Source organism: Neiella marina, assembly GCF_002165625.1.
Lineage (GTDB): Bacteria > Pseudomonadota > Gammaproteobacteria > Enterobacterales > Neiellaceae > Neiella > Neiella marina.
Map to the genome: position 1 here is coordinate 49,573 of NZ_NGNS01000026.1, position 21,534 is coordinate 71,106.

23 protein-coding genes are annotated in these 21,534 nt (G+C 48.9%); 19 read left to right on the top strand and 4 right to left on the bottom strand.

The genetic code is table 11. The annotated features are described in order from the left end of the window. The first annotated feature begins 66 nt into the window (after nucleotides 1-66). The 15 genes from plsX (at nucleotide 67) to CBE68_RS16485 (ending at nucleotide 13,277) form a co-directional block, all read left to right on the top strand. Nucleotides 67-1,140 carry a phosphate acyltransferase PlsX gene (plsX, locus tag CBE68_RS16415; RefSeq protein ID WP_268234490.1) on the top strand — a complete coding sequence of 358 codons (1,074 nt, stop codon included), beginning with the start codon at nucleotides 67-69 and terminating at the stop codon, nucleotides 1,138-1,140. A gap of 10 nt (nucleotides 1,141-1,150) precedes the next feature. Beyond that, entirely contained in the window at nucleotides 1,151-2,107 is a 957-nt protein-coding gene (locus CBE68_RS16420; RefSeq protein WP_087507190.1) for a beta-ketoacyl-ACP synthase III, read from the top strand. A gap of 18 nt (nucleotides 2,108-2,125) precedes the next feature. Next, nucleotides 2,126-3,055: an ACP S-malonyltransferase gene (gene fabD, locus CBE68_RS16425; protein ID WP_087507191.1), complete on the top strand. Its 930-nt coding sequence runs from the start codon at nucleotides 2,126-2,128 to the stop codon at nucleotides 3,053-3,055. 30 nt (nucleotides 3,056-3,085) lie between these two features. Further along, nucleotides 3,086-3,823 (top strand): 3-oxoacyl-ACP reductase FabG, encoded by a 738-nt coding sequence (gene fabG / locus CBE68_RS16430; protein ID WP_087507192.1) that lies wholly within the window; start codon nucleotides 3,086-3,088, stop codon nucleotides 3,821-3,823. 162 nt (nucleotides 3,824-3,985) lie between these two features. Then, nucleotides 3,986-4,222 carry an acyl carrier protein gene (acpP, locus tag CBE68_RS16435; RefSeq protein ID WP_087507193.1) on the top strand — a complete coding sequence of 79 codons (237 nt, stop codon included), beginning with the start codon at nucleotides 3,986-3,988 and terminating at the stop codon, nucleotides 4,220-4,222. Nucleotides 4,223-4,296: 74 nt separating this feature from the next. Further along, entirely contained in the window at nucleotides 4,297-5,535 is a 1,239-nt protein-coding gene (gene fabF, locus CBE68_RS16440) for a beta-ketoacyl-ACP synthase II (protein WP_087507194.1), read from the top strand. A gap of 105 nt (nucleotides 5,536-5,640) precedes the next feature. Then, nucleotides 5,641-6,456 carry an aminodeoxychorismate lyase gene (pabC, locus tag CBE68_RS16445; protein WP_087507195.1) on the top strand — a complete coding sequence of 272 codons (816 nt, stop codon included), beginning with the start codon at nucleotides 5,641-5,643 and terminating at the stop codon, nucleotides 6,454-6,456. Then, complete coding sequence (gene mltG / locus CBE68_RS16450) at nucleotides 6,446-7,483, top strand: endolytic transglycosylase MltG (protein ID WP_229744783.1); 1,038 nt, start codon at nucleotides 6,446-6,448, stop codon at nucleotides 7,481-7,483. Before pabC ends, mltG begins: the two co-directional genes overlap by 11 nt. Nucleotides 7,484-7,486: 3 nt before the next feature. After that, a complete protein-coding gene (tmk, locus tag CBE68_RS16455; protein ID WP_087507197.1) occupies nucleotides 7,487-8,116 on the top strand; it encodes a dTMP kinase in 630 nt (209 codons plus the stop codon). After that, nucleotides 8,107-9,126 carry a DNA polymerase III subunit delta' gene (holB, locus tag CBE68_RS16460; RefSeq protein ID WP_087507198.1) on the top strand — a complete coding sequence of 340 codons (1,020 nt, stop codon included), beginning with the start codon at nucleotides 8,107-8,109 and terminating at the stop codon, nucleotides 9,124-9,126. Before tmk ends, holB begins: the two co-directional genes overlap by 10 nt. A 57-nt stretch (nucleotides 9,127-9,183) precedes the next feature. Next, the gene (locus tag CBE68_RS16465) at nucleotides 9,184-9,480 is read left to right on the top strand and encodes a hypothetical protein (RefSeq protein WP_143824604.1); all 297 of its coding nucleotides are present in this window, start codon (nucleotides 9,184-9,186) and stop codon (nucleotides 9,478-9,480) included. Beyond that, on the top strand, nucleotides 9,473-10,393 hold the full coding sequence (locus tag CBE68_RS16470) for a DUF6279 family lipoprotein (protein ID WP_087507200.1): 921 nt from the start codon (nucleotides 9,473-9,475) through the stop codon (nucleotides 10,391-10,393). The genes CBE68_RS16465 and CBE68_RS16470 overlap by 8 nt, the downstream gene beginning before the upstream one ends. Continuing rightward, entirely contained in the window at nucleotides 10,344-11,360 is a 1,017-nt protein-coding gene (gene nagZ, locus CBE68_RS16475; RefSeq protein ID WP_087507201.1) for a beta-N-acetylhexosaminidase, read from the top strand. The genes CBE68_RS16470 and nagZ overlap by 50 nt, the downstream gene beginning before the upstream one ends. A 13-nt stretch (nucleotides 11,361-11,373) precedes the next feature. Beyond that, nucleotides 11,374-11,919, top strand: coding sequence for an alpha/beta hydrolase YcfP (ycfP, locus tag CBE68_RS16480; protein ID WP_087507202.1), 546 nt, complete (start codon nucleotides 11,374-11,376; stop codon nucleotides 11,917-11,919). Nucleotides 11,920-11,978: 59 nt separating this feature from the next. Continuing rightward, nucleotides 11,979-13,277, top strand: a complete 1,299-nt coding sequence (locus CBE68_RS16485) for an NAD(P)/FAD-dependent oxidoreductase (protein WP_087507203.1) — start codon at nucleotides 11,979-11,981, stop codon at nucleotides 13,275-13,277. A gap of 77 nt (nucleotides 13,278-13,354) precedes the next feature. Here CBE68_RS16485 and CBE68_RS16490 read toward each other — a convergent pair whose 3' ends face one another. Beyond that, nucleotides 13,355-14,110: a hypothetical protein gene (locus tag CBE68_RS16490; RefSeq protein ID WP_087507204.1), complete on the bottom strand. Its 756-nt coding sequence runs from the start codon at nucleotides 14,108-14,110 to the stop codon at nucleotides 13,355-13,357. A gap of 331 nt (nucleotides 14,111-14,441) precedes the next feature. On the opposite strand from CBE68_RS16490, the gene CBE68_RS16495 reads away from it, so the two are divergent. After that, nucleotides 14,442-15,299, top strand: a complete 858-nt coding sequence (locus CBE68_RS16495) for an HDOD domain-containing protein (RefSeq protein WP_087507205.1) — start codon at nucleotides 14,442-14,444, stop codon at nucleotides 15,297-15,299. Nucleotides 15,300-15,390: 91 nt separating this feature from the next. Here CBE68_RS16495 and pyk read toward each other — a convergent pair whose 3' ends face one another. Beyond that, nucleotides 15,391-16,824 carry a pyruvate kinase gene (pyk, locus tag CBE68_RS16500; RefSeq protein WP_087507206.1) on the bottom strand — a complete coding sequence of 478 codons (1,434 nt, stop codon included), beginning with the start codon at nucleotides 16,822-16,824 and terminating at the stop codon, nucleotides 15,391-15,393. Between the two features lie 465 nt (nucleotides 16,825-17,289). On the opposite strand from pyk, the gene CBE68_RS16510 reads away from it, so the two are divergent. Together CBE68_RS16510 and CBE68_RS16515 are read left to right on the top strand one after the other, a co-directional pair. Then, nucleotides 17,290-17,628, top strand: a complete 339-nt coding sequence (locus tag CBE68_RS16510) for a hypothetical protein (protein ID WP_087507208.1) — start codon at nucleotides 17,290-17,292, stop codon at nucleotides 17,626-17,628. 230 nt (nucleotides 17,629-17,858) lie between these two features. Continuing rightward, nucleotides 17,859-19,241 (top strand): (Fe-S)-binding protein, encoded by a 1,383-nt coding sequence (locus CBE68_RS16515; RefSeq protein WP_087507209.1) that lies wholly within the window; start codon nucleotides 17,859-17,861, stop codon nucleotides 19,239-19,241. Nucleotides 19,242-19,253: 12 nt separating this feature from the next. On the opposite strand, the gene hisIE is transcribed toward CBE68_RS16515, so the two are convergent. Further along, nucleotides 19,254-19,874 (bottom strand): bifunctional phosphoribosyl-AMP cyclohydrolase/phosphoribosyl-ATP diphosphatase HisIE, encoded by a 621-nt coding sequence (gene hisIE / locus CBE68_RS16520; RefSeq protein WP_087507210.1) that lies wholly within the window; start codon nucleotides 19,872-19,874, stop codon nucleotides 19,254-19,256. Between the two features lie 22 nt (nucleotides 19,875-19,896). Continuing rightward, the gene (gene hisF, locus CBE68_RS16525) at nucleotides 19,897-20,670 is read right to left on the bottom strand and encodes an imidazole glycerol phosphate synthase subunit HisF (protein ID WP_087507211.1); all 774 of its coding nucleotides are present in this window, start codon (nucleotides 20,668-20,670) and stop codon (nucleotides 19,897-19,899) included. Between the two features lie 416 nt (nucleotides 20,671-21,086). On the opposite strand from hisF, the gene CBE68_RS16530 reads away from it, so the two are divergent. Beyond that, a complete protein-coding gene (locus CBE68_RS16530; RefSeq protein WP_087507212.1) occupies nucleotides 21,087-21,392 on the top strand; it encodes a hypothetical protein in 306 nt (101 codons plus the stop codon). Nucleotides 21,393-21,534: the final 142 nt, after the last annotated feature.

Below are 21,534 nucleotides of genomic sequence, written 5' to 3' on the forward strand. Positions count from 1 at the left end.
TTGTTGGCAATTTATTCGGCGTTACCGACCAATCATTGAGACCCACTCAACTTCTTGGTCGCTGCCTTGCCTAAATCACCAACAAAAAGCTGTAAATCCACACAGCAAAGAGCAACAGACCCGCATCTAACCATCGCGTTAGATGTAATGGGGGGCGATTTCGGCCCCTCCGTTACTTTATCCTCTGCCTCTTTGGCTCTTTCTGAGCACCCCAATCTCAATCTGCTTCTTGTTGGTCAACAGACTGTCATCGAACCTTGGTTGCAGCAGCAACCGGCAAACTATCAGCAACGCTGCAAAATACTTCACGCAGAACAAGTCGTCGAAATGGATGAGCGTCCGGTTAGTGCGTTGCGCACCAAGCGACAGTCATCAATGCGCAAAGCGCTTGAAGCAGTTGCCGCTGGCAACGCGGCCGCTTGTGTCAGTGCCGGCAACACGGGCGCGCTGATGGCAATGTCGAAGTTGATCTTAAAGACCTTGCCGGGAATTGAACGGCCTGCATTGATCACTGCGTTGCCGACAATGGATGGCGGTCGCCTCCATATGCTCGATTTGGGTGCCAATGTTGATTGCGATTCAGAGACCTTGTTCCAATTTGCCCTCATGGGCTCGGCAATGACTCAGGTCGTTGAGAACATTGAAGCGCCGCGCGTTGCGCTACTCAATATCGGTGAAGAAGAGATCAAGGGTAACGATCAGATAAAGCAAACCGCGCAGTTGCTGCAGCAATGCGAAGATATCAACTATAGTGGCTACATTGAGGGAAATGCCATTTTCGCCGGCCAAGCAGACGTCGTCGTTTGTGACGGGTTTGTCGGCAACATTTGTCTGAAAACCTGTGAAGGCTTGACCAGCTTAATGTTGGCGAAAATGTTTCCGGGCCGCAATTTGCCGCGTTGGAAGAAGTGGTTGATTGGCTTGATATTCCCCGGTGTAGTGACGCTGAAAAAAGCGATGAACCCCGACCAGTACAATGGTGCAAGTTTGTTAGGATTGCGCGGCATTGTGGTCAAGAGTCATGGTAACGCTGATGTTGGCGCGATGGCATCCGCCATCAGTGAGGCCGTCCTCGAAGTAGAACGTCAGGTTCCTGACCGTATCGCTGACATGCTGAAATCAGCATTATTAGGCAATTAACTGGATTTTCATGCACTCAAAAATTATAGGTACCGGTAGCTATGCTCCGAAACAAGTTCGCACCAATGCGGACTTGGAAAAAATGGTTGAGACCAGCGATCAGTGGATTTTGGAACGTACCGGAATTGCTGAACGTCGAATTATTGGTGATGACGAGACCATCACTGATCTAGCTCGAAATGCGTCACTCAACGCCATTGAAGCTGCAAAGATTGACGCCTCTGATATCGACATGATCATTGTCGCTACTGCCAGCAATACCATGGCGTTTCCGAGCTTAGCCTGCCAACTGCAAGCCGAGTTGGGCATTCCTGCTGTTCCCGCTTTTGATGTGTCCGCGGCTTGCTCTGGCTTTACTTATGCCTTGAGTGTTGCTGACCAATACATCCGTACTACATTTGCCCATCGTATTTTGGTGGTCGGTGCAGACACTCTTAGTCGAATGTGTGCTCCAGATGACCGCTCCACAATCATTTTGTTCGGTGATGCGGCAGCAGCCGTGATACTCGAATCAACTCTTGAGCCGGGCATCCTATCGACCCATATGCATGCTGATGGCCGCTATACTGAGTTGCTAAAAGCAGCTGTGCCGGCTCATGGCCAATTGCCTTCGGCTGACGACTACTTGTTCATGAAGGGCAATGAAGTCTTTAAAGTTGCAGTGACCAAGCTAAGTGAAATTGTTACTGAAACCTTGGCCTACAATCAGATCGATAAGCACGATATCGATTGGCTGGTGCCGCACCAAGCTAACTTGCGAATTATTGCTGCAACGGCTCGTAAGTTAGATATGAGCATGGACAAGGTGGTAGTGAACCTTGAGCGCTACGGCAACACATCTGCAGCGTCGGTGCCGTTGGCATTAGACGAAGCCATTCGCGATGGTCGAATCCAACGTGGTCAAACCTTATTGCTCGAAGCATTTGGTAGCGGCTTCACTTGGGGCTCAGCGCTCATTCAATATTAATTAACAGGTAGATTTGTTATGACGTCTAAACGCGTTTTCCTGTTCCCTGGACAGGGATCTCAAGCTGTTGGCATGCTCGGTGATTGGGTTGAACACCCTGTTGCCAAAGAAACTTTTGCCGAAGCCTCAGAAGCTCTCGGCTATGATTTAGCTGAATTGATTCAGAACGGCCCTGCCGAAGAGTTGAACAAAACATTTGTTGCTCAGCCTGCGTTGTTGGCAACGAGCGTTGCGCTATATCGTATTTATCTAGCCGCAGGTGGTGCCAAGCCTGATTTCATGGCAGGTCACAGCTTGGGTGAATACTCGGCGCTGGTTTGTGCTGGCGCGGTTGACTTTGCCGATGGCATTAAGTTGGTCGAGCAACGAGGCCGCTATATGCAAGATGCAGTGCCGCCAGGTACTGGTGGTATGGCTGCAATCATTGGTCTGACAGCGGAACAAGTGGTTGCCTGTTGTGACCAAGCAGCTAACGGAGACGTGGTCTCAGCAGTTAACTTCAACTCGCCAATTCAAACCGTCATTGCCGGTCAAGCTGACGCTGTTACTCGTGCTAGTGAAGCCTGCAAAGAAGCTGGCGCCAAACGCGTCGTGCCACTGCCTGTTAGCGTGCCATCTCACTGTGCACTCATGCAACCGGCAGCAGATAAACTTGGCGAAACGTTAAAACAAGTGAACGTTAGTGCCCCAGATGTTGTCGTAGTCAACAATGTTGATGTTGCGACTGAATCTGCTGCTGATGCCATCCAATCGGCTCTGGTTCGTCAACTGTTTAGTCCAGTGCGCTGGACAGAGACAGTGACTTGGTTAGCCGATCAGGGTGTTACTGAAGCATTTGAAGTAGGCCCAGGTGCGGTATTGACCGGGCTGATTAAACGCGCTGAAAAGCGCATGACCATTAAGGCCATCAATACGGCTGAAGGTTCAGAATCAATCGCTGCTGAGTAATTCAGCACGACTATTGAAAAGGATAGAAACATGTTAGATCTGACAGGACAGGTCGTACTGGTAACTGGCGCAAGCCGCGGTATTGGCCGTGCTATTGCTGAGCAAATGGTTGCTTTGGGCGCTTATGTTTTTGGTACCGCAACCAGCGATAAAGGTGCTGCAGCCATTAGCGAATATCTCGGCGATTCAGGCCAAGGTTTGGCATTGAATGTCACCGATGCTGAATCCATTGATGCGGTATTCGCAGCGATTAAAGAAGCCAAGGGCGATATCGATATTCTGGTAAACAATGCTGGTATTACTCGCGACAACATCTTTATGCGAATGAAAGATGAAGAATGGCAGGATGTCATTGATACCAACTTGACTTCATTGTTCAAACTTTCCAAAGCTGTGATCCGTGGCATGATGAAAAAACGTGCGGGCCGTATTATTAACATCGGCTCAGTTGTTGGCACCATGGGTAATGCTGGTCAAGCTAACTATGCCGCGGCTAAAGCAGGTTTGTTGGGCTTTACTAAAGCGCTGGCCCGTGAAGTCGCGTCTCGCGGCATTACGGTCAATGCGGTTGCCCCAGGCTTTATTGAAACTGACATGACTCACGCGCTAGACGATGGCCAGAAGCAAGCCATCATGAGCCAAGTGCCGTTGAACCGTTTAGGGTCACCGACAGAGATTGCTGCTACAGTTGCATTTCTAGCATCACCGGTGGCAGGTTACATCAGTGGTGAGACAATTCATGTCAATGGCGGCATGTACATGATTTAAAAAGTGCGACTGGGTCAATGAAATCGCAAAAAACATCTATTATTTATGTGTTTTGTGGTTTGACCAGCGTATGAGTCCATTTCGGATCTTGATTCTTGGACTCGATTGAATAAACTACTCGCAAATTTGCGCAATGCGCTACTAGAAAGGAAATGACCTATCATGAGTACGATTGAAGAACGCGTTAAGAAGATCATCGTTGAACAACTGGGCGTAAAAGAAGAAGAAGTTAAATCTGAATCTTCTTTCGTTGATGACCTCGGCGCTGATTCCCTGGACACTGTTGAGCTAGTGATGGCTCTGGAAGAAGAGTTCGATACTGAGATTCCAGACGAAGAAGCAGAAAAAATCACTACTGTTCAGGCTGCTGTTGACTACGTTGTAGCGCACCAAGACTAATTGCAGCAGAACTTTTTGATTATTAAGGCGGCTCTATGCCGCCTTAATTTTACGTGTACAGTCAGGAGGAAAATGTGTCCAAACGTCGCGTAGTTGTGACCGGCTTAGGGCTGCTGTCACCAGTCGGTAATTCCATTCAAACAGCCTGGGCAAACTTGCTGGCTGGTCAAAGCGGTATTTCCGCCATTGAACACTTCGATGCGTCTGCTTACTCGACACGTTTTGCAGGCCTCGTTAAAGACTTTGATGTCACTGAATACATCAGCAAAAAAGATGCTCGTAAGATGGATGATTTCATCCAGTACGGCATTGCCGCTAGCATCGATGCCCTGAAAGACTCAGGCTTAGAGATCACAGAAGCCAATGCTCACCGTATCGGTGCGGCTATCGGCTCAGGTATCGGTGGCCTAGGCCTGATCGAGAAAAACCACAGCGCACTGGAAAGCGGTGGACCTCGTAAGATCTCGCCTTTCTTTGTACCTTCAACCATCATCAATATGGTTGCCGGCCATATCTCCATCATGTATGGCCTCAAAGGTCCGAACATTGCGATCACTACAGCTTGTACGACTGGTGTTCACAATATCGGCCACGCGGCTCGGATGATTGCGTACGGCGATGCCGAAGCAATGCTTGCTGGTGGCTGTGAAAAAGCGTCAACACCACTCGGTATTGGTGGCTTTGGTGCAGCTAAAGCACTGTCAACTCGCAATGATGAGCCACAAAAAGCCAGTCGTCCTTGGGATGCTGACCGCGATGGTTTTGTTCTTGGTGATGGCGCAGGTATCATGATGCTCGAAGAGTACGAGCACGCCAAAGCTCGCGGAGCCAAGATTTACGCTGAGTTGGCTGGCTTTGGTATGAGTGGCGATGCATTCCATATGACATCTCCACCAGCAGATGGCTCTGGCGCTGCTGCCTCAATGCGCAACGCTGTGGCTGATGCCGATGTTGCACCTGAGACCATTGGTTACATCAATGCTCATGGCACTTCGACGCCTGCTGGTGATATTGCTGAAAGTAATGCCGTTAAGTCAGTTTTTGGTGACCATGCCTATAACTTGAAAGTCAGCTCTACTAAATCGATGACAGGCCATTTGCTTGGTGCTGCCGGTTCAGTGGAAGCGATTTTCACTGTGCTGGCATTGAGAGATCAAAAGATCCCGCCAACCATCAACTTGGACAATCCATCTGAAGGTTGTGATCTCGATTACTGTGCCAATGAAGCTGTTGCGCATGAAATGGAGTATGCCCTGTGTAACTCCTTCGGCTTTGGCGGCACCAACGGTAGCCTGCTGTTCAAAAAGCTGTAAAGCGCCGCTTTATTACCTTGGAAAAGCCTGATAGTTTCTGCTATCAGGCTTTTTTATTGTTAGCGCCAACTCAGTTGTCATCAGCTCCAATGCGAGAAACTTCGAATGTGGATAAATGGTAAACAAACTGACTTAGTCAACGCTCAGCAACGGGCATTTAGCTTTGGCGATGGCATGTTTACTACGTTCCGAGTCAGTAACGGTAAAGTCTGCCACTTAGCGGCCCATATCGAGCGCTTACGTCAAGGCTGCGAGGCATTGGCAATTGGTGGTTTGGACTGGCAGCGCATTGAGCAGGAAATGAATGACGTTGCGGCAACGGCTGAATCGAGCCTGATGGTTGGTAAAGCCATTATCAGTCGCGGCCAAGGTGGACGAGGCTACAGCGCGGATGGTGTTTCAGAGCCATTGCGAGCGATCGGCTTGTTTGCTTTTCCAAGTCATTGTCAAACATGGCGAGAGCAGGGCGTCGCGCTGGCTCAAGCTGACTTGCAACTGGGTATTCAACCTATGCTGGCAGGTCACAAAACCCTCAACCGGCTTGAACAAGTCCTCGGCAAACAGGAGTTGACAGCCAAAGGAGCGGTCGAAGGTGTGTTCTGTGACTCACTGGGATATGTCGTTGAGTGCAACGCATCAAACTTGTTTTGGCGCAAAGGCCAAGATATTTATACCCCTGACTTGTCGATGGCTGGTGTTAATGGCGTCTTTCGCCGCTTGGTTATGACGTTCTGCAAAGAGCGCAATATGCCGGTTCAAGTGGTCCGTGTGCAACCTGCAGTATTAGCTGAAGCCGATGAACTATTCATCTGCAACAGTGTGTTTGGACCGGTGCCAGTGGTCAGTTACCAGCAGCAAAATTACCAATCTCATTTTGTCTGCCGCTTATTGCAAAAGGAGTTGGACGCAATTGAAAGTTAGCTGGCAACGCTTGGTCATTATCGTTGGCTTGGTGTTGGTTTTAGTTGCCTTAGCCGGCTATGGCTATGTCCGTCATCAAGTTAAACAATTTGCTCAACAACCATTAGTGCTGCAAGAGCCCGTGTTGGTCACCGTTGTATCTGGTCAATCAGTGTACGCGGTAACTAGAAGCTGGCGCCAACAGGGCTGGGTCAATGAATCCAACTGGTTACGTTGGTTGTTGAAACAGCAACCAGCACTTGGTGCTATTCGTGCTGGTACCTATCAAATTGAGCCAGGGTTGACGCTGGAACAGGCCTTGGCTCATTTAGCGCAAGGCAGCGAGCATCAATTTTCGATCACTTTTGTCGAAGGCAGCCGTTGGCTTGATTGGCAACGACAGCTGCAACAGGCCAGTCATCTAACCGGTATGGAGTTGCTGAATGATGATCAGCAACTGTTGGTTAAGTTGAATATCGAGCAACCCAACCTCGAAGGGTTGCTCTATCCAGATACCTATTTTTATACCGCGGGTACCAGTGTTCTAGCATTGCTGCAGCGAGCTGAAGCACGCATGGCGGATGTGCTATCGACAGCATGGGACGGTCGCAGTGACGTCGCTTCGACGCATTTGCAGTCATCTTATGAGGCTCTCATTCTGGCCTCAATCATTGAAAAAGAGACCGGCCAGCAAGGCGAACGATCGCTGATTAGTTCGGTATTCCATAATCGCCTCGAAACCCGCATGCGCTTGCAGACTGACCCAACAGTCATCTATGGCATGGGCGAACGATATGATGGCAACATTCGCAAAGCTGATTTGCGCGAGGCTACGCCTTACAACACTTATGTCATCCGTGGCTTGCCTCCAACACCAATTGCAATGCCGGGCAAGGCTGCAATTGAAGCCGCTGTTCAGCCTGAAACCAGCGATTATTTTTACTTCGTTAGCCGCGGTGATGGTAGTCACGTGTTTTCTAAAACACTGGCTGAGCATAACGCCAATGTGCGGCGATACATATTGAATCGAACCAGTACCAAGGAGTAGCAAGTGGCTGGCCGTTTTATTGTTATTGAAGGATTGGAAGGCGCCGGTAAATCGACCGCAGCTGCTTGCGTGAAAGACTTTATCGCTTCGCTGAATGTTCAGCTATTGCATGTTCGAGAGCCTGGCGGCACCGAATTGGGCGAAGCACTTCGCGAACTGGTTAAGCGCCCCGATCTTGAGGATGCACCCGCGCCAATGACTGAGTTGTTGCTGATGTATGCGAGCAGAGCGCAACTGGTAGAAACCAAGATTAAACCTGCTTTGGCAGCGGACACTTGGGTATTGGGTGATCGTCATGACTTATCATCACAGGCGTATCAAGGCGGCGGTCGTCAGATCGACCAACATTTACTTGAGCAAATGCGTGATATGGTCCTCGGCTCGTTCCGACCCGATCTGACGTTGTACATGGACATTGATCCTGTTATTGGTCTAGAGCGAGCCAGAGGTCGTGGCGAGTTGGATCGAATAGAGCAAGAGTCAATCGACTTCTTTCAACGCACTCGAGCGCGCTATCGCCAGCTAGCAGCGACTGACAGCGCTATCGTTACTATTGACGCCAGTCAGAGCATCGAGCAAGTACAGCATGATATTCAGCAGGCATTGCAACACGCGGTGGGACAATGGCAGTAACTGAGATTGACCAGCCAGCTTTGGCCTCGCTGCCTTGGTTAGAAGCCAGCAAGCAGCGTTTGTTGGATCAAATCGCTCAGCAACGTTTACCTCATGCGTTGTTGTTTTCGGGGCCCAATGGTATTGGCAAGTGGCAATTAATGCGCTGGCTCAGCGACCGGCTACTTTGTGCATCGCCGAATGCTGAAGGGGCCTGTGGTCAATGCCGAAGTTGCTTACTGATTGCCGCGGGTAGCCACCCCGATCTGCTGATATTGGAAGCTGAGAAAAATACCATTGGTGTTGATTTGGTGCGTCAAGCTATCGCCACTTTATCGGAAACCGCCCATCAGCAAGGGGCGCGGGTGGTGCTCATAAACAATGCCCAGCAAATGACTGAATCAGCAGCCAATGCGCTGTTGAAAACCCTAGAAGAGCCCGGCCAGAGCGCGTTTTTGTTGCTCAGTGCACCAAGTGCCGGACAGCTGGTAGCGACCATCACCAGTCGCTGCCAAGAGCATTTGGTGGCGCTACCCGATGAGCAACTGGCATTGCAATGGTTGCAACAACAGGGAGTCACTGCCGAGTTGAGCCATTTGCGCCTTAATGGCGGAGCGCCGCTTCGAACGAAGCAATTTATTGACCAGCAACTACACAACAAGCTCGACGCGTTTTTGGTGCGCTTGCTGGCGGTGGTCAATGGTGAACCGCCAGCCAAGGAGTTAATCGATGATGCGGTGGCCGATTTTCCCGCCAGTTATCATTGGTTATCGGCGTTGCTACTGGATTTGCAAAAAGTGATTGCTGGATTGCAACCGCACCATTTGATGTTTTCTCGCCACTGGACTGAGCTGCAGGCCATTGCTGACCGGCTTCATTTCCAAAGCCCTGATTGGGCGCCGTGGCTATCCCATTGGCAGCCGATATTGGCTGCAAGTGGGCTCAATCATTCGATGCAGTGGCAAGCCATGCTGCTGGAGCTGCAAGACAAGCTCGCACAGCCGCAGCAACCACTGCTGTCATCCAGATAACTTAATGTTCTCGTATGCTGAAATGGTAGTCTGGTAACTTCAGAGCAAAGGTAACTGATGGATCTTCTCGTTTCGCTATGGTTGTTTTGGTTGATGTTGTGGGTTGTATTTACCGTGGTATTGGTGCGCCAGAGTCGACAATTGCTAAAAGTACTTGCATCGGAAGACGAATCATTCGAATTTAAAGGCTGGCGCATTTTGTTGTCGTCGATTTGGCGTCGCAGCTATCAGGCTTTACCAGAAGGGGAGCTCCGCAATACCTGCGATGACTATCGCAAGTTGCTCAATATTTGGGTGTTTATGGCTGTGCTCGTGATACTTGTTCGGTTAATGATTCTGGTGACAAATGTATAGAAAACTGCAACTTTGGCTGAAGCCTGCATTGCTGCTCGGTCTGATAATGTCGCTGTCGGCCTGTAGCTTTAAAACGACCTACCGCTTTTTGGATTGGATTGTTCCTTGGTATGTCGATGACTATGTCACGCTGTCTGATATGCAAGAACGTTTGCTTGATGATGAGTTAGCCGATCTGTTGGCGTGGCATCAATCGCAAGAGTTAACTCGATATGCCGAAGACATTGCTCTGTTCAGAGGGCAAGTGATCTCAGAGCAGTGGACTGCTGAGCAATGGCTAGCGCAACTTGATCGCATGCGAAGTCATCAACGACGGCTGTTGGCCGAGTTGATTCCGGGCTTAGCCAAGTTAATCCGCAGCTTTAGCGACGAGCAAGTCGACGAAGTATTTGCCAACCTGACAAAACAGGTCGATGAGGCGCGGCAGGAATCAAAGCAACGCAGTGCCGAAGATTGGCAGCAACATTGGTATGAAAGGAACGAGTCCAACCTCGAAAAGTGGCTTGATAACCTCACCGAGAGTCAGCAACAAGTCTTGTATCAATGGTCGACACAACGGCCTTACGATCAACAGTTAGTCACTCAGCAAGGTGATTTTTGGAACGAGCGGCTGCGGCAAATATTCGATGCCCGAAATGCGCCGTCACTGGAAGCCGATTTAATGGCGTTATTGTTAGCTGAACACACGGTCGAAGGCTTTGAACCATATCTCAAGCGTGTTCGACTATCCTATGCCAACCTCTATGCGCAGATGCAAAGCACAATGACTGACAAGCAAAAGCGCCACATCGATAAAGCGCTCGCCAAGTGGCAAGACGATTTTTCTGATTTAGCAGAACGCTACCAAGCAAAGGAAACAAACCATGGGTCCACTGATGCTGGACTTGCAGGGCACCAAACTGCAAGCCGATGAAATTGAGCTGTTACAGCATCCTACCGTTGGCGGTGTGATTTTTTTCAGCCGCAATTTTGAGTCTCGACAACAAATTTGTCAGTTGGTCGCCGAGGTCCGCCAAGCTGCAGGTAAACCGCTGCTGCTGGCTGTTGATCATGAGGGAGGCCGGGTGCAGCGCTTTCGGCTTGGCTTCAGTCCGATACCGGCAATGGGAATGATTGACAAGCTCACGGCTAACCATGAGTGGAGTGCCGAGCAACTGGCTCAAGAATTAGGATGGCTGATGGCCGCTGAAGTGTTGGCATGCGATATCGACATTAGCTTTGCGCCAGTTCTTGATATTAATGGAGTTAGTGAAGTAATCGGCGATCGCGCGTTCAGTGAGCTTCCCGAGCAGGTCGTGCCGCTGGCCACGGCGTTTATTGATGGCATGCATGAAGCTGGTATGAAATGCACGGGTAAGCACTATCCTGGCCACGGCAGTGTGGCGGCAGATTCGCACATTGCCATCCCAATTGATGAGCGCGCTGAAGCCGATATCGAGCAAGACGAGTTAGTATTCAGCGACCTGATTGCTGCCAATCGGGTTGACGCCATCATGCCTGCTCATGTCATCTATCCAAATTTTGATGATAAGCCTGCGGGCTTTTCGCCCTATTGGCTCAACCGTTTGCGGATGAAGCTGAATTTTAATGGCGTGATCTTCTCTGACGACTTAGCAATGAAGGGGGCCGAACCAATGGGGACGTATCCTGAGCGGGCCAAAGCCGCACTGGTTGCTGGTTGTGACATGGTGTTGTTGTGTAATGATCGTGCAGGGGTTAAGGAATTGTTAGCGGATGAGCACTGGCAAAATGTTCTGCCTCACTCGCAAAGGTTAGAATCTCTGTTAAACTCCACAAAAAATGAGTGGGATTGTATTTACCAAAGCGACCGTTATAAAACTCTGATAGCGGCGTTTCCTGAATTAGCAATCTCAGCGTAACGGAGAACTCATCATGATCATCTATTTGCACGGATTTGACGCAACCAGCCCCGGTAATCACGAGAAAATTCTACAGCTGCAGTTTATCGATCCAGATGTACGGTTTGTCACCTACAGTACCTTGCATCCAAAGCACGATATGTCTCACATTCTTAAAGAAGTAAAGCGCGAGCTGGACAATAGTGATGATCCCAATCCAATTATGGTTGGCGTCGGCTTAGGTGGTTATTGGTGTGAACGAATTGCTTTTTTAAGTGGTATACGCTCGGTGATTTTCAATCCAAATCTGCACCCAGAAGCCAACATGATTGGCAAGATTGATCGGCCAGAAGAATACATGGATATTGCCACTAAGTGTGTTAGCGAGTTCCGCAACAAAAACCAGGGCAATTGCATGTGTGTGTTTTCAACCAATGACGAAACACAAGACAATAAGGCCCTCGCAGAAGAACTTGAATCCTATTACCCAGTGGTATGGGACGATCAGCAAGCACACAAATTCAAGAGTATTGCCAGTCACCTCCCTCGAATGAAAGAATTCAAGCAACAGATTCAATAAATTCAATCCCACGGATTGACCAACCGCCCTGCGCCACCGGCAGGGCAAGTAGAGGCACTATGACAAAACCACGCATCGTCGTTGTCGGCGGAGGCGCAGGCGGCCTTGAGCTGGCCACCAAACTAGGACGAAAGCTGGGGCGCAAGGGCTTAGCCGATGTCACCCTGATTGATAAAAACCGAACCCACCTATGGAAACCGTTGTTACACGAAGTAGCGACTGGCGCTCTGGATGATGGTGTTGACGCTGTCAGTTATCGCGCCCATGCAGCAAATCATGGCTTTGACTTTCAGCTCGGTACCATGGCTGATATCGACCGAGTTGCCAAAGAGTTGGTGCTGGCTCCGTTGCTTGGGGAAGATGGCGAGCAAGTGCTACCTGAGCGCAACTTACCATACGACTACCTCGTACTAGCCATTGGTAGCGTATCAAATGACTTTGGCACTAAAGGAGTCAGAGAGCATTGCATTTTCCTTGATAGCCCCAGCCAAGCTCATCGTTTCCATCGCAAAATGCTCGACTCGTTTTTCCGCTTACATGTTCAGGGCGATAATTGCCAGCCATTGCGTATCGCGATTGTTGGCGGCGGCGCCACTGGTGTCGAGTTGTCGGCTGAACTGCACAACGCAGCCAAGCAGATGAAGGGCTATGGCGTGCGTCATGTTAGTCAAGACAATTTAAAGGTCACTCTGGTCGAAGCCGGTGAACGGATCCTGCCAGCATTACCTCCTCGCATTTCGGGCGCTGCTCATATCGAATTGACCAAGCTCGGGGTTGATGTTCGAACTCAAACCATGATTACTGAAGCAAGTGCAGAGGGGCTCCATACCAAAGACGGCGAGTTGATCGAAGCAGATTTACAAGTCTGGGCAGCGGGTATTAAAGGAGCTGACTTCTTGAAAGATATCGCCGGTTTGGAAACCAATCGAATCAATCAACTGGTGGTCAAGCCAACATTGCAAACATCCAATGATGAGCGCATTTATGTGATTGGTGATGCGGCAAGTTGCCCGATGACTGCTGGTGGCTTTGTGCCGCCAAGGGCGCAGGCTGCTCACCAGATGGCATCTCATGCCTACCGCAACATTCGCGCGCAACTGAGTAATGAGCCTCTGGTTGATTACTCCTATAAGGACCATGGCTCCTTGGTTTCGCTGAGCAAATTCAGTACTGTTGGGAGCTTGATGGGCAATTTGACAAAAGGCTCAATGATGGTCGAAGGGCGCATTGCTCGGATGGTTTACATTTCGCTTTATCGGATGCATCAAATAGCACTGCATGGCTACTTGAAAACGGCATTCATCGCCTTCTCAGATAAAATCGGCCGAGTATTCAGGCCAAAACTAAAGCTGCACTAACAAACGGCTTTCGCTTGGTAAAAACGCCGCATTGAATGACTCATGCGGCGTTTTTTGTCGGCACAGCGAGAGGTCGACTATTGATGCAATTGAACCAGCTCAAACTGACTACTTTGACGAGCGTTTACCGTCAGTTTGCAAGCTCCAAAATTTTTCGGGATGGTTAGCACTGAATCAGCGTCAAAGTTCAATGACATCTTTTTGTTCACGCAATCCAGCTCGAGGGTGGTAATGTCGCCAGAAACCTTGTCGAGATAGAACGAAGGCCTAATCAATTGTCGTTGCCACTTGCCTGAATTGTTAACCGAAACAGTAGCAACCACCGGTGATTGTCCTTGGACCAAATTGTCGACCTTGGCCATGATGGCACTGACTTGCTCTGCTTGTTTGGCCGAAGCTTCATCCTGCTTCATCCTAGCGTAGGTTTGTTGTGCTTCAGCATAAGCATGATGACTGAGCTGTTGCTTCAACAAATCCATTGCCATGGAAGCATACACCTCACCTGCGATGTAACCGGCGCCTTGAGCCACTACTGCCAATTGCGCTGAGGCCATTTCGGGCTCGTTACCCGCTCGTTTAGCCAGCTTGTACTTAAGTAATTGAAAATGCGCCTCTTCATATGGTGGAAAGCCATGTTGCTGGCGATAATGCGCCATATCGCCAAATGATTTGCCTGCTTGCTCTAGTTCACCGTCATTTAATTGCTGCTCGGCATGATGATAGACGCGAGCGAAATCCGGATGAGCACCTGTTTTCGCCAGGCTCTGCGCCGAGAAAACGAGGCTGCTCAGAGTCAATATAATGAAGGGGAGGGGGTAACCGAAACGCATCATGTTTAGCTCCTTTTATAGCGCATAAAACGAAGTCCAAATAAAAGTTTAACTCGTTGTTATCAATAAGTTGTTACCGCTAACATTTTACGGCTAAATAAAGCGAGTTGCCGTTCATTCGATCACAAACTGATGAATTCCTCTTGCCCAAGTTAAAAGCTACTGTCTATTGATCTTATTTCTGTGAGTCTTGCCACTAAGCTTGGCGTTAATACAGCTCGTAACTGCAGGCGCGGCGTTCTAAAATAACTGGCATTTCCATTTGCTGCAGCCCTCAAACCTGAGTCGGCAAGTACAGCGTTCAAAGACTGTTTTATCACTCCGGAGGAGTTTGATGGCGATATCTGTGACGCCTCAAGAAAAAGCTGTGTTGAGAAATATTACTATTCCTCCTCGGCCCGAAGTACTGCTTAAGATTGGTGAAGAAACCAAGAAAGAAGATTGCAATGTGTCAGTTATTGCCGATGCCATTGCCAGCGACGTTGGTATTTCGGCGGCGGTATTGCAGGTAGTTAATTCAGCGGCATTTCGCCGCGCCCGAGAAATTGACTCAATTCATCAGGCCGTAATGATGCTAGGGCTGAAACGTATTTACCCAATTGTCAAAGCCGTTGCCTTGCGCAGCTCGATGAAGGCTTCGGCAGAGTTGGATGCGGTTTGGGATATGGCCTCTGATATGGCAATGGCTTGCGCTTCTGTTTGCAATCACACCGGCAAGCCGGCGCTGTCGGACAATGCTTATATGCTGGGTTTGTTTCATATGGCCGGTGTGCCGATCATGATGCAGGTGTTCGATAACTACTCGAGTGTTATGGCGTTAAGCAAAACTCAAGGCTGGGACGCTGTTGCTGAGCAAGAGCGAGCCGAATATCAAACCACTTACGCCACTATTGGCGCCTTGCTGGCTCAGACTTGGAAGCTACCGGCACAGTTGGTCGAAGTGATTTATTACCATCAGGATATCGAAGGCTTATTTGGCTCCGATGAACTGCCAGAGATTGCATTGCAGTTACTCGCGGTACTCAAGGTTGCAAGACGGGTGGTGGCAGAGCATCTTGGCAACTACCAAGTAGAACAAGAATGGGCAGCGGCGCAAGATGGTTCTTTGGCGCAATTGGGCTTGGATGAATTTGGCTTCGATCAGTTGCTTGATAAGGTGCTGCAAGACCTAACCGGTGGCGATAGCGATTAATCGTTTAGCTAACCGTTGCAACAATACTAAAAAGCCCCGCAGCGTTTGCGCTGCGGGGCTTTTATTTGACGCTAGCGTCGTGAAATGGCGATTAGCCGTCGGCGCGAGGTGCTAACAAAGCTTCAACCGAGTTGATTTCCATACGGTTGGTTTCGCCTTTTGGCGCACCTGGAGCAGACTTAGCAACAACAACCAAGCTGTCTTTGTTCAGCATGCGCTCTTCAAGCAGCGGCGTCAGCGCCTTGTTAAGGATCTCTGAGCGAGTTTTGTATGCTTCGATTGCGTAGGCTTCTACACCGTAGCTCAGTGAGAGCAAACGCAGCGCGTGAGTCTCGAAACAACCTGCGTAGATTGGTGCAACAGGGCGGTGAGATGCAACTTGGCGAGCTGTGGTGCCGTTACGAGTAGGCACAACAATGGCGTCAACGTGCAAGTCACGAGAAGCTTTGGCTGCAGATTTGGCTACATAAGCTTGCAGGTTAGTTGGGTCGTTCGCCAGCTCGTAGTTAATGTCGTGTTGAGTTTTGTCTTCAACGTGCTTGGCGATGCGAGCCATAGTTTCAACTGCTTCGAATGGATAGTCACCATAGGCAGATTCACCAGACAGCATTACTGCATCGGTGCCATCAAGAACAGCGTTTGCAACGTCAGAGATTTCGGCACGAGTTGCGCGTGGGTTAGAGATCATGCTCTCAAGCATTTGAGTCGCAGTAATTACTGGCGCATTTGCTGCGATACATTTTTGGATCATGTTCTTTTGGATTAGCGGTACTTCTTCTGCTGGGATCTCAATACCCAAGTCGCCACGAGCAACCATGATGCCGTACGCAACTTCCAAAATTTCGTCTAGGTTATCAACACCTTCGCGGTTTTCGATTTTAGCGATGATCTTGATTGGCGAGTTTTTCGCGTCAAGGATTTCTTGCACGTCCAACACGTCTTGTTTGTTACGAACGAATGAGTGAGCAATGAAATCAACGCCGGCATCAATAGCCATTTCGATGAAGCTCTTATCACGCTCAGTAACAGAAGGAAGACGAATCTCAACGCCAGGTACGTTGACGGATTTCTTCTTCTTGATTTTGCCGTTGTTCAACGCCGTGGTGTTCAAAGACTTCTCATCTTTGCTGACAACAACCAACTCAAGCAAGCCATCATCAATCAGAATATGAGCTCCAACCGGAACATCAGAAACAAAGCCCAGGTAGTTTACTTGTACCGCTTCTTTGGTGGTTGGAACATCTAGGCCGTCTGCACGGAACACGACAGTGTCACCAGTTTTGATATCGAGATCTTCTTCGATTTTCAAGTTGGTGCGCATTTCTGGACCTTTGGTGTCAACCAGTACTGCCAGTTTGTCAGATACTGCACGGACGTTTTCAATCACTTTGCGAGTATCTTCAGGCGTTTGGTGAGCAGTGTTCAAGCGAATAACGTTAACGCCACGCTTGTACAGGTTACTAATAAACTCTACATCACCTTTCAAATCTGAAACGGTGGCTACGATTTTTGTTTTCTTAGTCACGGGGTCTGTACCTAATTAATTTTGGGGTTCGAAGATTTGCGGCCATTGTAGTGACTTTGTTCACAAAAGAAATCGTTCAGAACAAACTTTTTGCGATTTTCTCAACCGTTTTATTGAGTTGAGCGCTTGCAATTTGCTGCCATTTTGTGAATAGGCCGCCAACAACCTTTGGAAAACCAGTAAAGAGCGACATGGGAGCGAACCGTTGCTTTGATTTTCGCTTGATCAGTGTAGTCGGCAAATCGAGTTTATATGAAGTTTCTTGCATGCTGTTAATACCACTCCAATTCACTCATATATGGCGAGTTAGCGGCAGTTATTTTGTCCTCCATAGCCCTGTCATAAACACTCTCAACGAGCATTGAACGGGCAAATTCAGCGTTATTGTGAGGTCGGCAGTACAGCATTGATGAGAACCCGTTAAACTGATCTAACAAAAGGTTTCGTTTGTTGTTGGAGGTGGTTATGTCTTATCAGCAATCTGAGCGGGTTAGCGCGTACTTTGTGACCTTACATGAGCGGCTGCTGGCATTTTATCGAAAAGTGCAGCACGGTGATGTTGATGAGTTATTGCGCAATCAAACGCAGGGTTACATTCAAGCCGGATTGGTTCTGTCGGTGCTCGATAAAGATGGCGCTCGAGCTTGCATGGAAAAAGCTCACTTTGAAGTGTTTCAGCAAACAATTGATGAGCGGCTGGAGTACAAGCAGTACAAACTTGATTTACTCAATGCGATAGAAAGCGGTGACGAGGCGCTACTGCAACAGCCGGCCATTTCGCGGAAATACCGCGTCACTCAATAATCGTCACACCGACACTGCACTGTGTTGTGGGCTGACTCAAGCAGCCCGCAACCACCTCGATATCGACTTCTCCTCTACAACAATCAGATCCCCTCGGTTGATACTGGCATCAAACTTGAACCAAGCGTAATTGGCCGAGCGTTCGCCTGTCTGTTGATTGGATGTCGGCATGGGAGCGCCGACATTGGCCGGGGCATCAAAATGACAAGTGTTGAGAGGAGCGTTGGGTGGTGAAAAGGTTGCTAGATTGGTCGCAATACCAGGATCAGGGCATGGGTGACGCTTATGCTGACATCCCCAACCATGGTGGCGATTTTGCCAAAGCGGTATCTGTCTGTATCCGCAGCGGTATTTGTCAGGAATCAAACAATCGTCGCCTGATGTGTCCAAGTTTTCGTATCAGTGATGATGCCAATCTTTCTCCGGGTGGTCGGGTACAATTGTTAAAAAAGCTGCTCAATGATAGTGACAATAGCTTTTTAACCGATCGGCAATTAGCTGCATCTCTTGAACAATGTGTGTCGTGCAAAGGCTGTAAGCGCGAGTGTGAAAACAATCTCGATATGGCAGCCATTAAAGCCGAATACTTAGCGCAGCGCCGAGAGCTTGGCCTGAGCTCCTTGCGCAGCCGACTGTTTGCTGAGTTTCCTTATTGGTTGTATCGGTTCGCTTGGTTGAACAACCTGATCAAATGGCGTAATCAAAGCTCAGTACTGAAAACAATCGGTGCCAGCCTTGTCGGTATTAACAGCAATATTGACTTGCCGGAGCCGGCATTAACACCATATCAAGATTCGCCAGCACAACAAGCTCGCAATGAGGCTTGGTCGGGGAAGGCGGATCCAATGACGGTGGTATTGTTGATTGATAGTTTCACTGCACTGTTTCACCCTAACCATGCGACTGATGCCATCGACGTGCTCACTGCCGCCGGATATAAGGTCATCACCATTCATCCACAAACCAATGCCAGTGGCGAGTTGCTAGATTCTGGTCGAAGCCTGTTTTCGCAAGGATTTATTGACCGAGCAAAACAACAGGGGCGAGCGTTGCTAGCTGCGCTATCTCCTTTTCTCGCAGCGCAAATCAAAATCGTTGGCTTAGAGCCGTCAGCTCATTTGATGTTGCGCGATGAGTACTTAATGATGCAACTGGGGCCTGAGGTTCAGGGTTTGGCGCAACATTCGTTGTTGTTCGAAGAGTTTGTTGCTAGAGAGAAAATGGCAGGGCGATTCAATGCCGATTTTCAGCCTGCAGCTTGCGGAACTGTGCTGGTGCATGGCCACTGTCATCAGAAAGCGGTTGGCGCCATCAAATCCATGCGCAAAGTATTGCGACTGATTCCAAAGCTCAAGGTGAACTTTATTGAGGCCAGTTGTTGTGGTATGGCCGGCAGCTATGGCCTGCAAAACGAACATGCTGAGAGTTCGCTGGCAATGGCGAATATGGCATTGCTGCCGGCTCTTGATGACATGCCGCAAGCGCCAGTGGTTTGCAACGGCTTTTCCTGCAGTCATCAAATCTATGCATTACGGGGCCGCAAGCCATTCCATCTGGCGACACTGCTTGCTGGTCATCTAAAAAAGCCGGCAAAGACGCCGGCTCATCAATAACTGCGTTGTTGGTTACTTTTGGTGGCGGGCTTTGAGCACATCCACCACTTGCGCCAAGCTCAAGCCTTGGTGCTGCAGTAAAACCAATAAATGATAAAGCAAGTCTGCTGATTCATTGAGGGTTTCGTCGTCGTCGTTGACCGTTGCTGCTAAGGCGGTCTCAACGCCTTCTTCGCCGACTTTCTGAGCGATCCGCTTGGTGCCTTTGGCGAACAAACTGGCGGTATAGCTGCTGTCTGGCGCGGCGCCTTTGCGGCTGGCTATGACAGCTTCCAGATCGGCGATAAACGCAATGGGTGATTCGCTAGCTTGTTCTCCCCAGCAGGTTTCATCGCCGAGGTGGCAAGTGGGACCAATTGGGTTGGCTTGAATCAACAAGGTATCGTTGTCACAGTCCGATTGCATGGCAACTAGGTTCAGCGTATTACCACTGGTTTCGCCTTTGGTCCACAAGCGCTGCTTGGTGCGACTAAAGAATGTCACGTGACCTGTCTTGAGGGTATGGTCAATTGCCTCTTGGTTCATGTAACCGAGCATCAATACTTTGCCGCTCTGAGCATTCTGAACCACAGCCGGTAGCAAACCGCCAACTTTGTCCCAAGCCAAGTTCGAAGCATCAAATTCAATGGTCATTCTGTAATCCTTGTCGTTGCGACTAGTAGCGAATCGCAACGTTTTGTTTGCGCAAGAAGCTTTTTAGTTCCTGCATATCGATAATTGCTTTGTGGAATACGCTGGCTGCCAATGCACCGTCGACATCGGCATCGTTGAACGCATCAGCAAAGTGCTGCATGGTACCGGCACCACCAGAGGCAATCAGTGGCACATCACAACGTTCACGAACTAGCTTTAGCTGCTCCAGATCGTAGCCATCACGCACGCCGTCTTTATTCATACAGTTGAGGACGATTTCGCCAGCACCGCGGCGCTGTACTTCCTCAACCCAGTCCAAGGTGTTCCAACTGGTTGTCACTGTGCGCGATTCATCACCAGTGTATTGCTTGACCTGATAGCTGCCCGTGTCGCTATTGAAATAGCTGTCAATACCGACGACCACGCATTGTTTGCCAAATGCCTGTTCCATTTCGGTAATGAGTTCAGGATTAGCTAGCGCTGGGCTATTGATAGAGATCTTATCGGCGCCGTTGAGAAGAATACGACGGGCATCATCGACAGTTTTAATACCGCCAGCGACGCAGAATGGAATATCGATCACCTCTGCAACTCGGCTTACCCAGCTCTTATCAACGACACGAGCATCAGAAGAAGCAGTGATGTCATAAAACACTAACTCATCGGCTCCGACTTCGGCATATTTCTGCGCCAAAGGTACGATATCACCCATGATTTCATGATTGCGGAATTGCACGCCTTTAACGACTTTACCGTCACGTACGTCCAAACAGGGAATAATGCGCTTGGCTAACATAAGTTGCCTACACCTTTTAATTAAAAATCAGTCCGTTATTTGTTGCCCACAAGGCTCTATCTGAGCCAAATCATTCGATTTGCATCGCAAGTCTGGTTGTTGACTCAATTCGAAATTTATTCCGGAGAGAAGTATGCAGATTGGATGATTAACTATGCAGGCACAACCTGTGCGGCATTATGCCAAAACTGCTGACAAGTAACTAGATGAAATGAAACTGAAGTTATTCCTAGCTAGCAAGGTTGATGAAATTGGGGTTTTAGAGTTTTATGACAGGTTTATATTAGAAGTTTGAATTTTTTGTTACACAAATATCGCTAGTGATGTCGATCACGATAAAAATCGCAGAAAAAATGCATTATTTTTTCATCGAAATATTCTTGTAACATTTATCAGTATAATAAGAGGGTTTTGCTATGAAGACTATTTTCTCCGCGGTAGCTACGTTGTCCCTGCTTGTTGCATCAAGTGCTTTTGCTAACAACGCCCAGCCACAAATTGAGTTCCATTCCACTGACAACTCCTTTGAAACTAGCGTCTGCATCATTGCTGCTGAGTTTGGTTTGGGAACTGCTTATGACGTATTGCGTCAGAATGGCAGTAGCATTGCCAAGTTCAACAGAAAGTACGACTGCAACGGCATGGACTTGAGAACATTCGCACGTCGGATGGGCAACCATATTGAGGACGATCAAATGGATACCGCATTAGCGAAAAACTAATGGCCATTTGTGAACAATAATAAAAAAGCCCGCTTTGAGCGCAATGCTGATCAGTTAAGGATCGGTTGACCGATCTTCTGAACATAGGACAATCCGGTTTCCCCTTATGGAGCCGGATTTTTTTATGTCTATTACTGCCGTC

Bases quoted from the DNA above. Each gene is read 5' to 3' on its own strand.
- CBE68_RS16490 (WP_087507204.1), bottom strand. From the start codon at position 14,110: ATGATGCGTTTCGGTTACCCCCTCCCCTTCATTATATTGACTCTGAGC.
- CBE68_RS16495 (WP_087507205.1), top strand. From the start codon at position 14,442: ATGGCGATATCTGTGACGCCTCAAGAAAAAGCTGTGTTGAGAAATATT.
- CBE68_RS16530 (WP_087507212.1), top strand. From the start codon at position 21,087: ATGAAGACTATTTTCTCCGCGGTAGCTACGTTGTCCCTGCTTGTTGCA.
- acpP (WP_087507193.1), top strand. From the start codon at position 3,986: ATGAGTACGATTGAAGAACGCGTTAAGAAGATCATCGTTGAACAACTG.
- CBE68_RS16485 (WP_087507203.1), top strand. From the start codon at position 11,979: ATGACAAAACCACGCATCGTCGTTGTCGGCGGAGGCGCAGGCGGCCTT.
- hisF (WP_087507211.1), bottom strand. From the start codon at position 20,670: ATGTTAGCCAAGCGCATTATTCCCTGTTTGGACGTACGTGACGGTAAA.
- ycfP (WP_087507202.1), top strand. From the start codon at position 11,374: ATGATCATCTATTTGCACGGATTTGACGCAACCAGCCCCGGTAATCAC.
- holB (WP_087507198.1), top strand. From the start codon at position 8,107: ATGGCAGTAACTGAGATTGACCAGCCAGCTTTGGCCTCGCTGCCTTGG.
- fabD (WP_087507191.1), top strand. From the start codon at position 2,126: ATGACGTCTAAACGCGTTTTCCTGTTCCCTGGACAGGGATCTCAAGCT.
- CBE68_RS16420 (WP_087507190.1), top strand. From the start codon at position 1,151: ATGCACTCAAAAATTATAGGTACCGGTAGCTATGCTCCGAAACAAGTT.
- nagZ (WP_087507201.1), top strand. From the start codon at position 10,344: ATGGGTCCACTGATGCTGGACTTGCAGGGCACCAAACTGCAAGCCGAT.
- CBE68_RS16510 (WP_087507208.1), top strand. From the start codon at position 17,290: ATGTCTTATCAGCAATCTGAGCGGGTTAGCGCGTACTTTGTGACCTTA.
- hisIE (WP_087507210.1), bottom strand. From the start codon at position 19,874: ATGACCATTGAATTTGATGCTTCGAACTTGGCTTGGGACAAAGTTGGC.
- CBE68_RS16470 (WP_087507200.1), top strand. From the start codon at position 9,473: ATGTATAGAAAACTGCAACTTTGGCTGAAGCCTGCATTGCTGCTCGGT.
- fabG (WP_087507192.1), top strand. From the start codon at position 3,086: ATGTTAGATCTGACAGGACAGGTCGTACTGGTAACTGGCGCAAGCCGC.
- pabC (WP_087507195.1), top strand. From the start codon at position 5,641: ATGTGGATAAATGGTAAACAAACTGACTTAGTCAACGCTCAGCAACGG.
- CBE68_RS16465 (WP_143824604.1), top strand. From the start codon at position 9,184: ATGGATCTTCTCGTTTCGCTATGGTTGTTTTGGTTGATGTTGTGGGTT.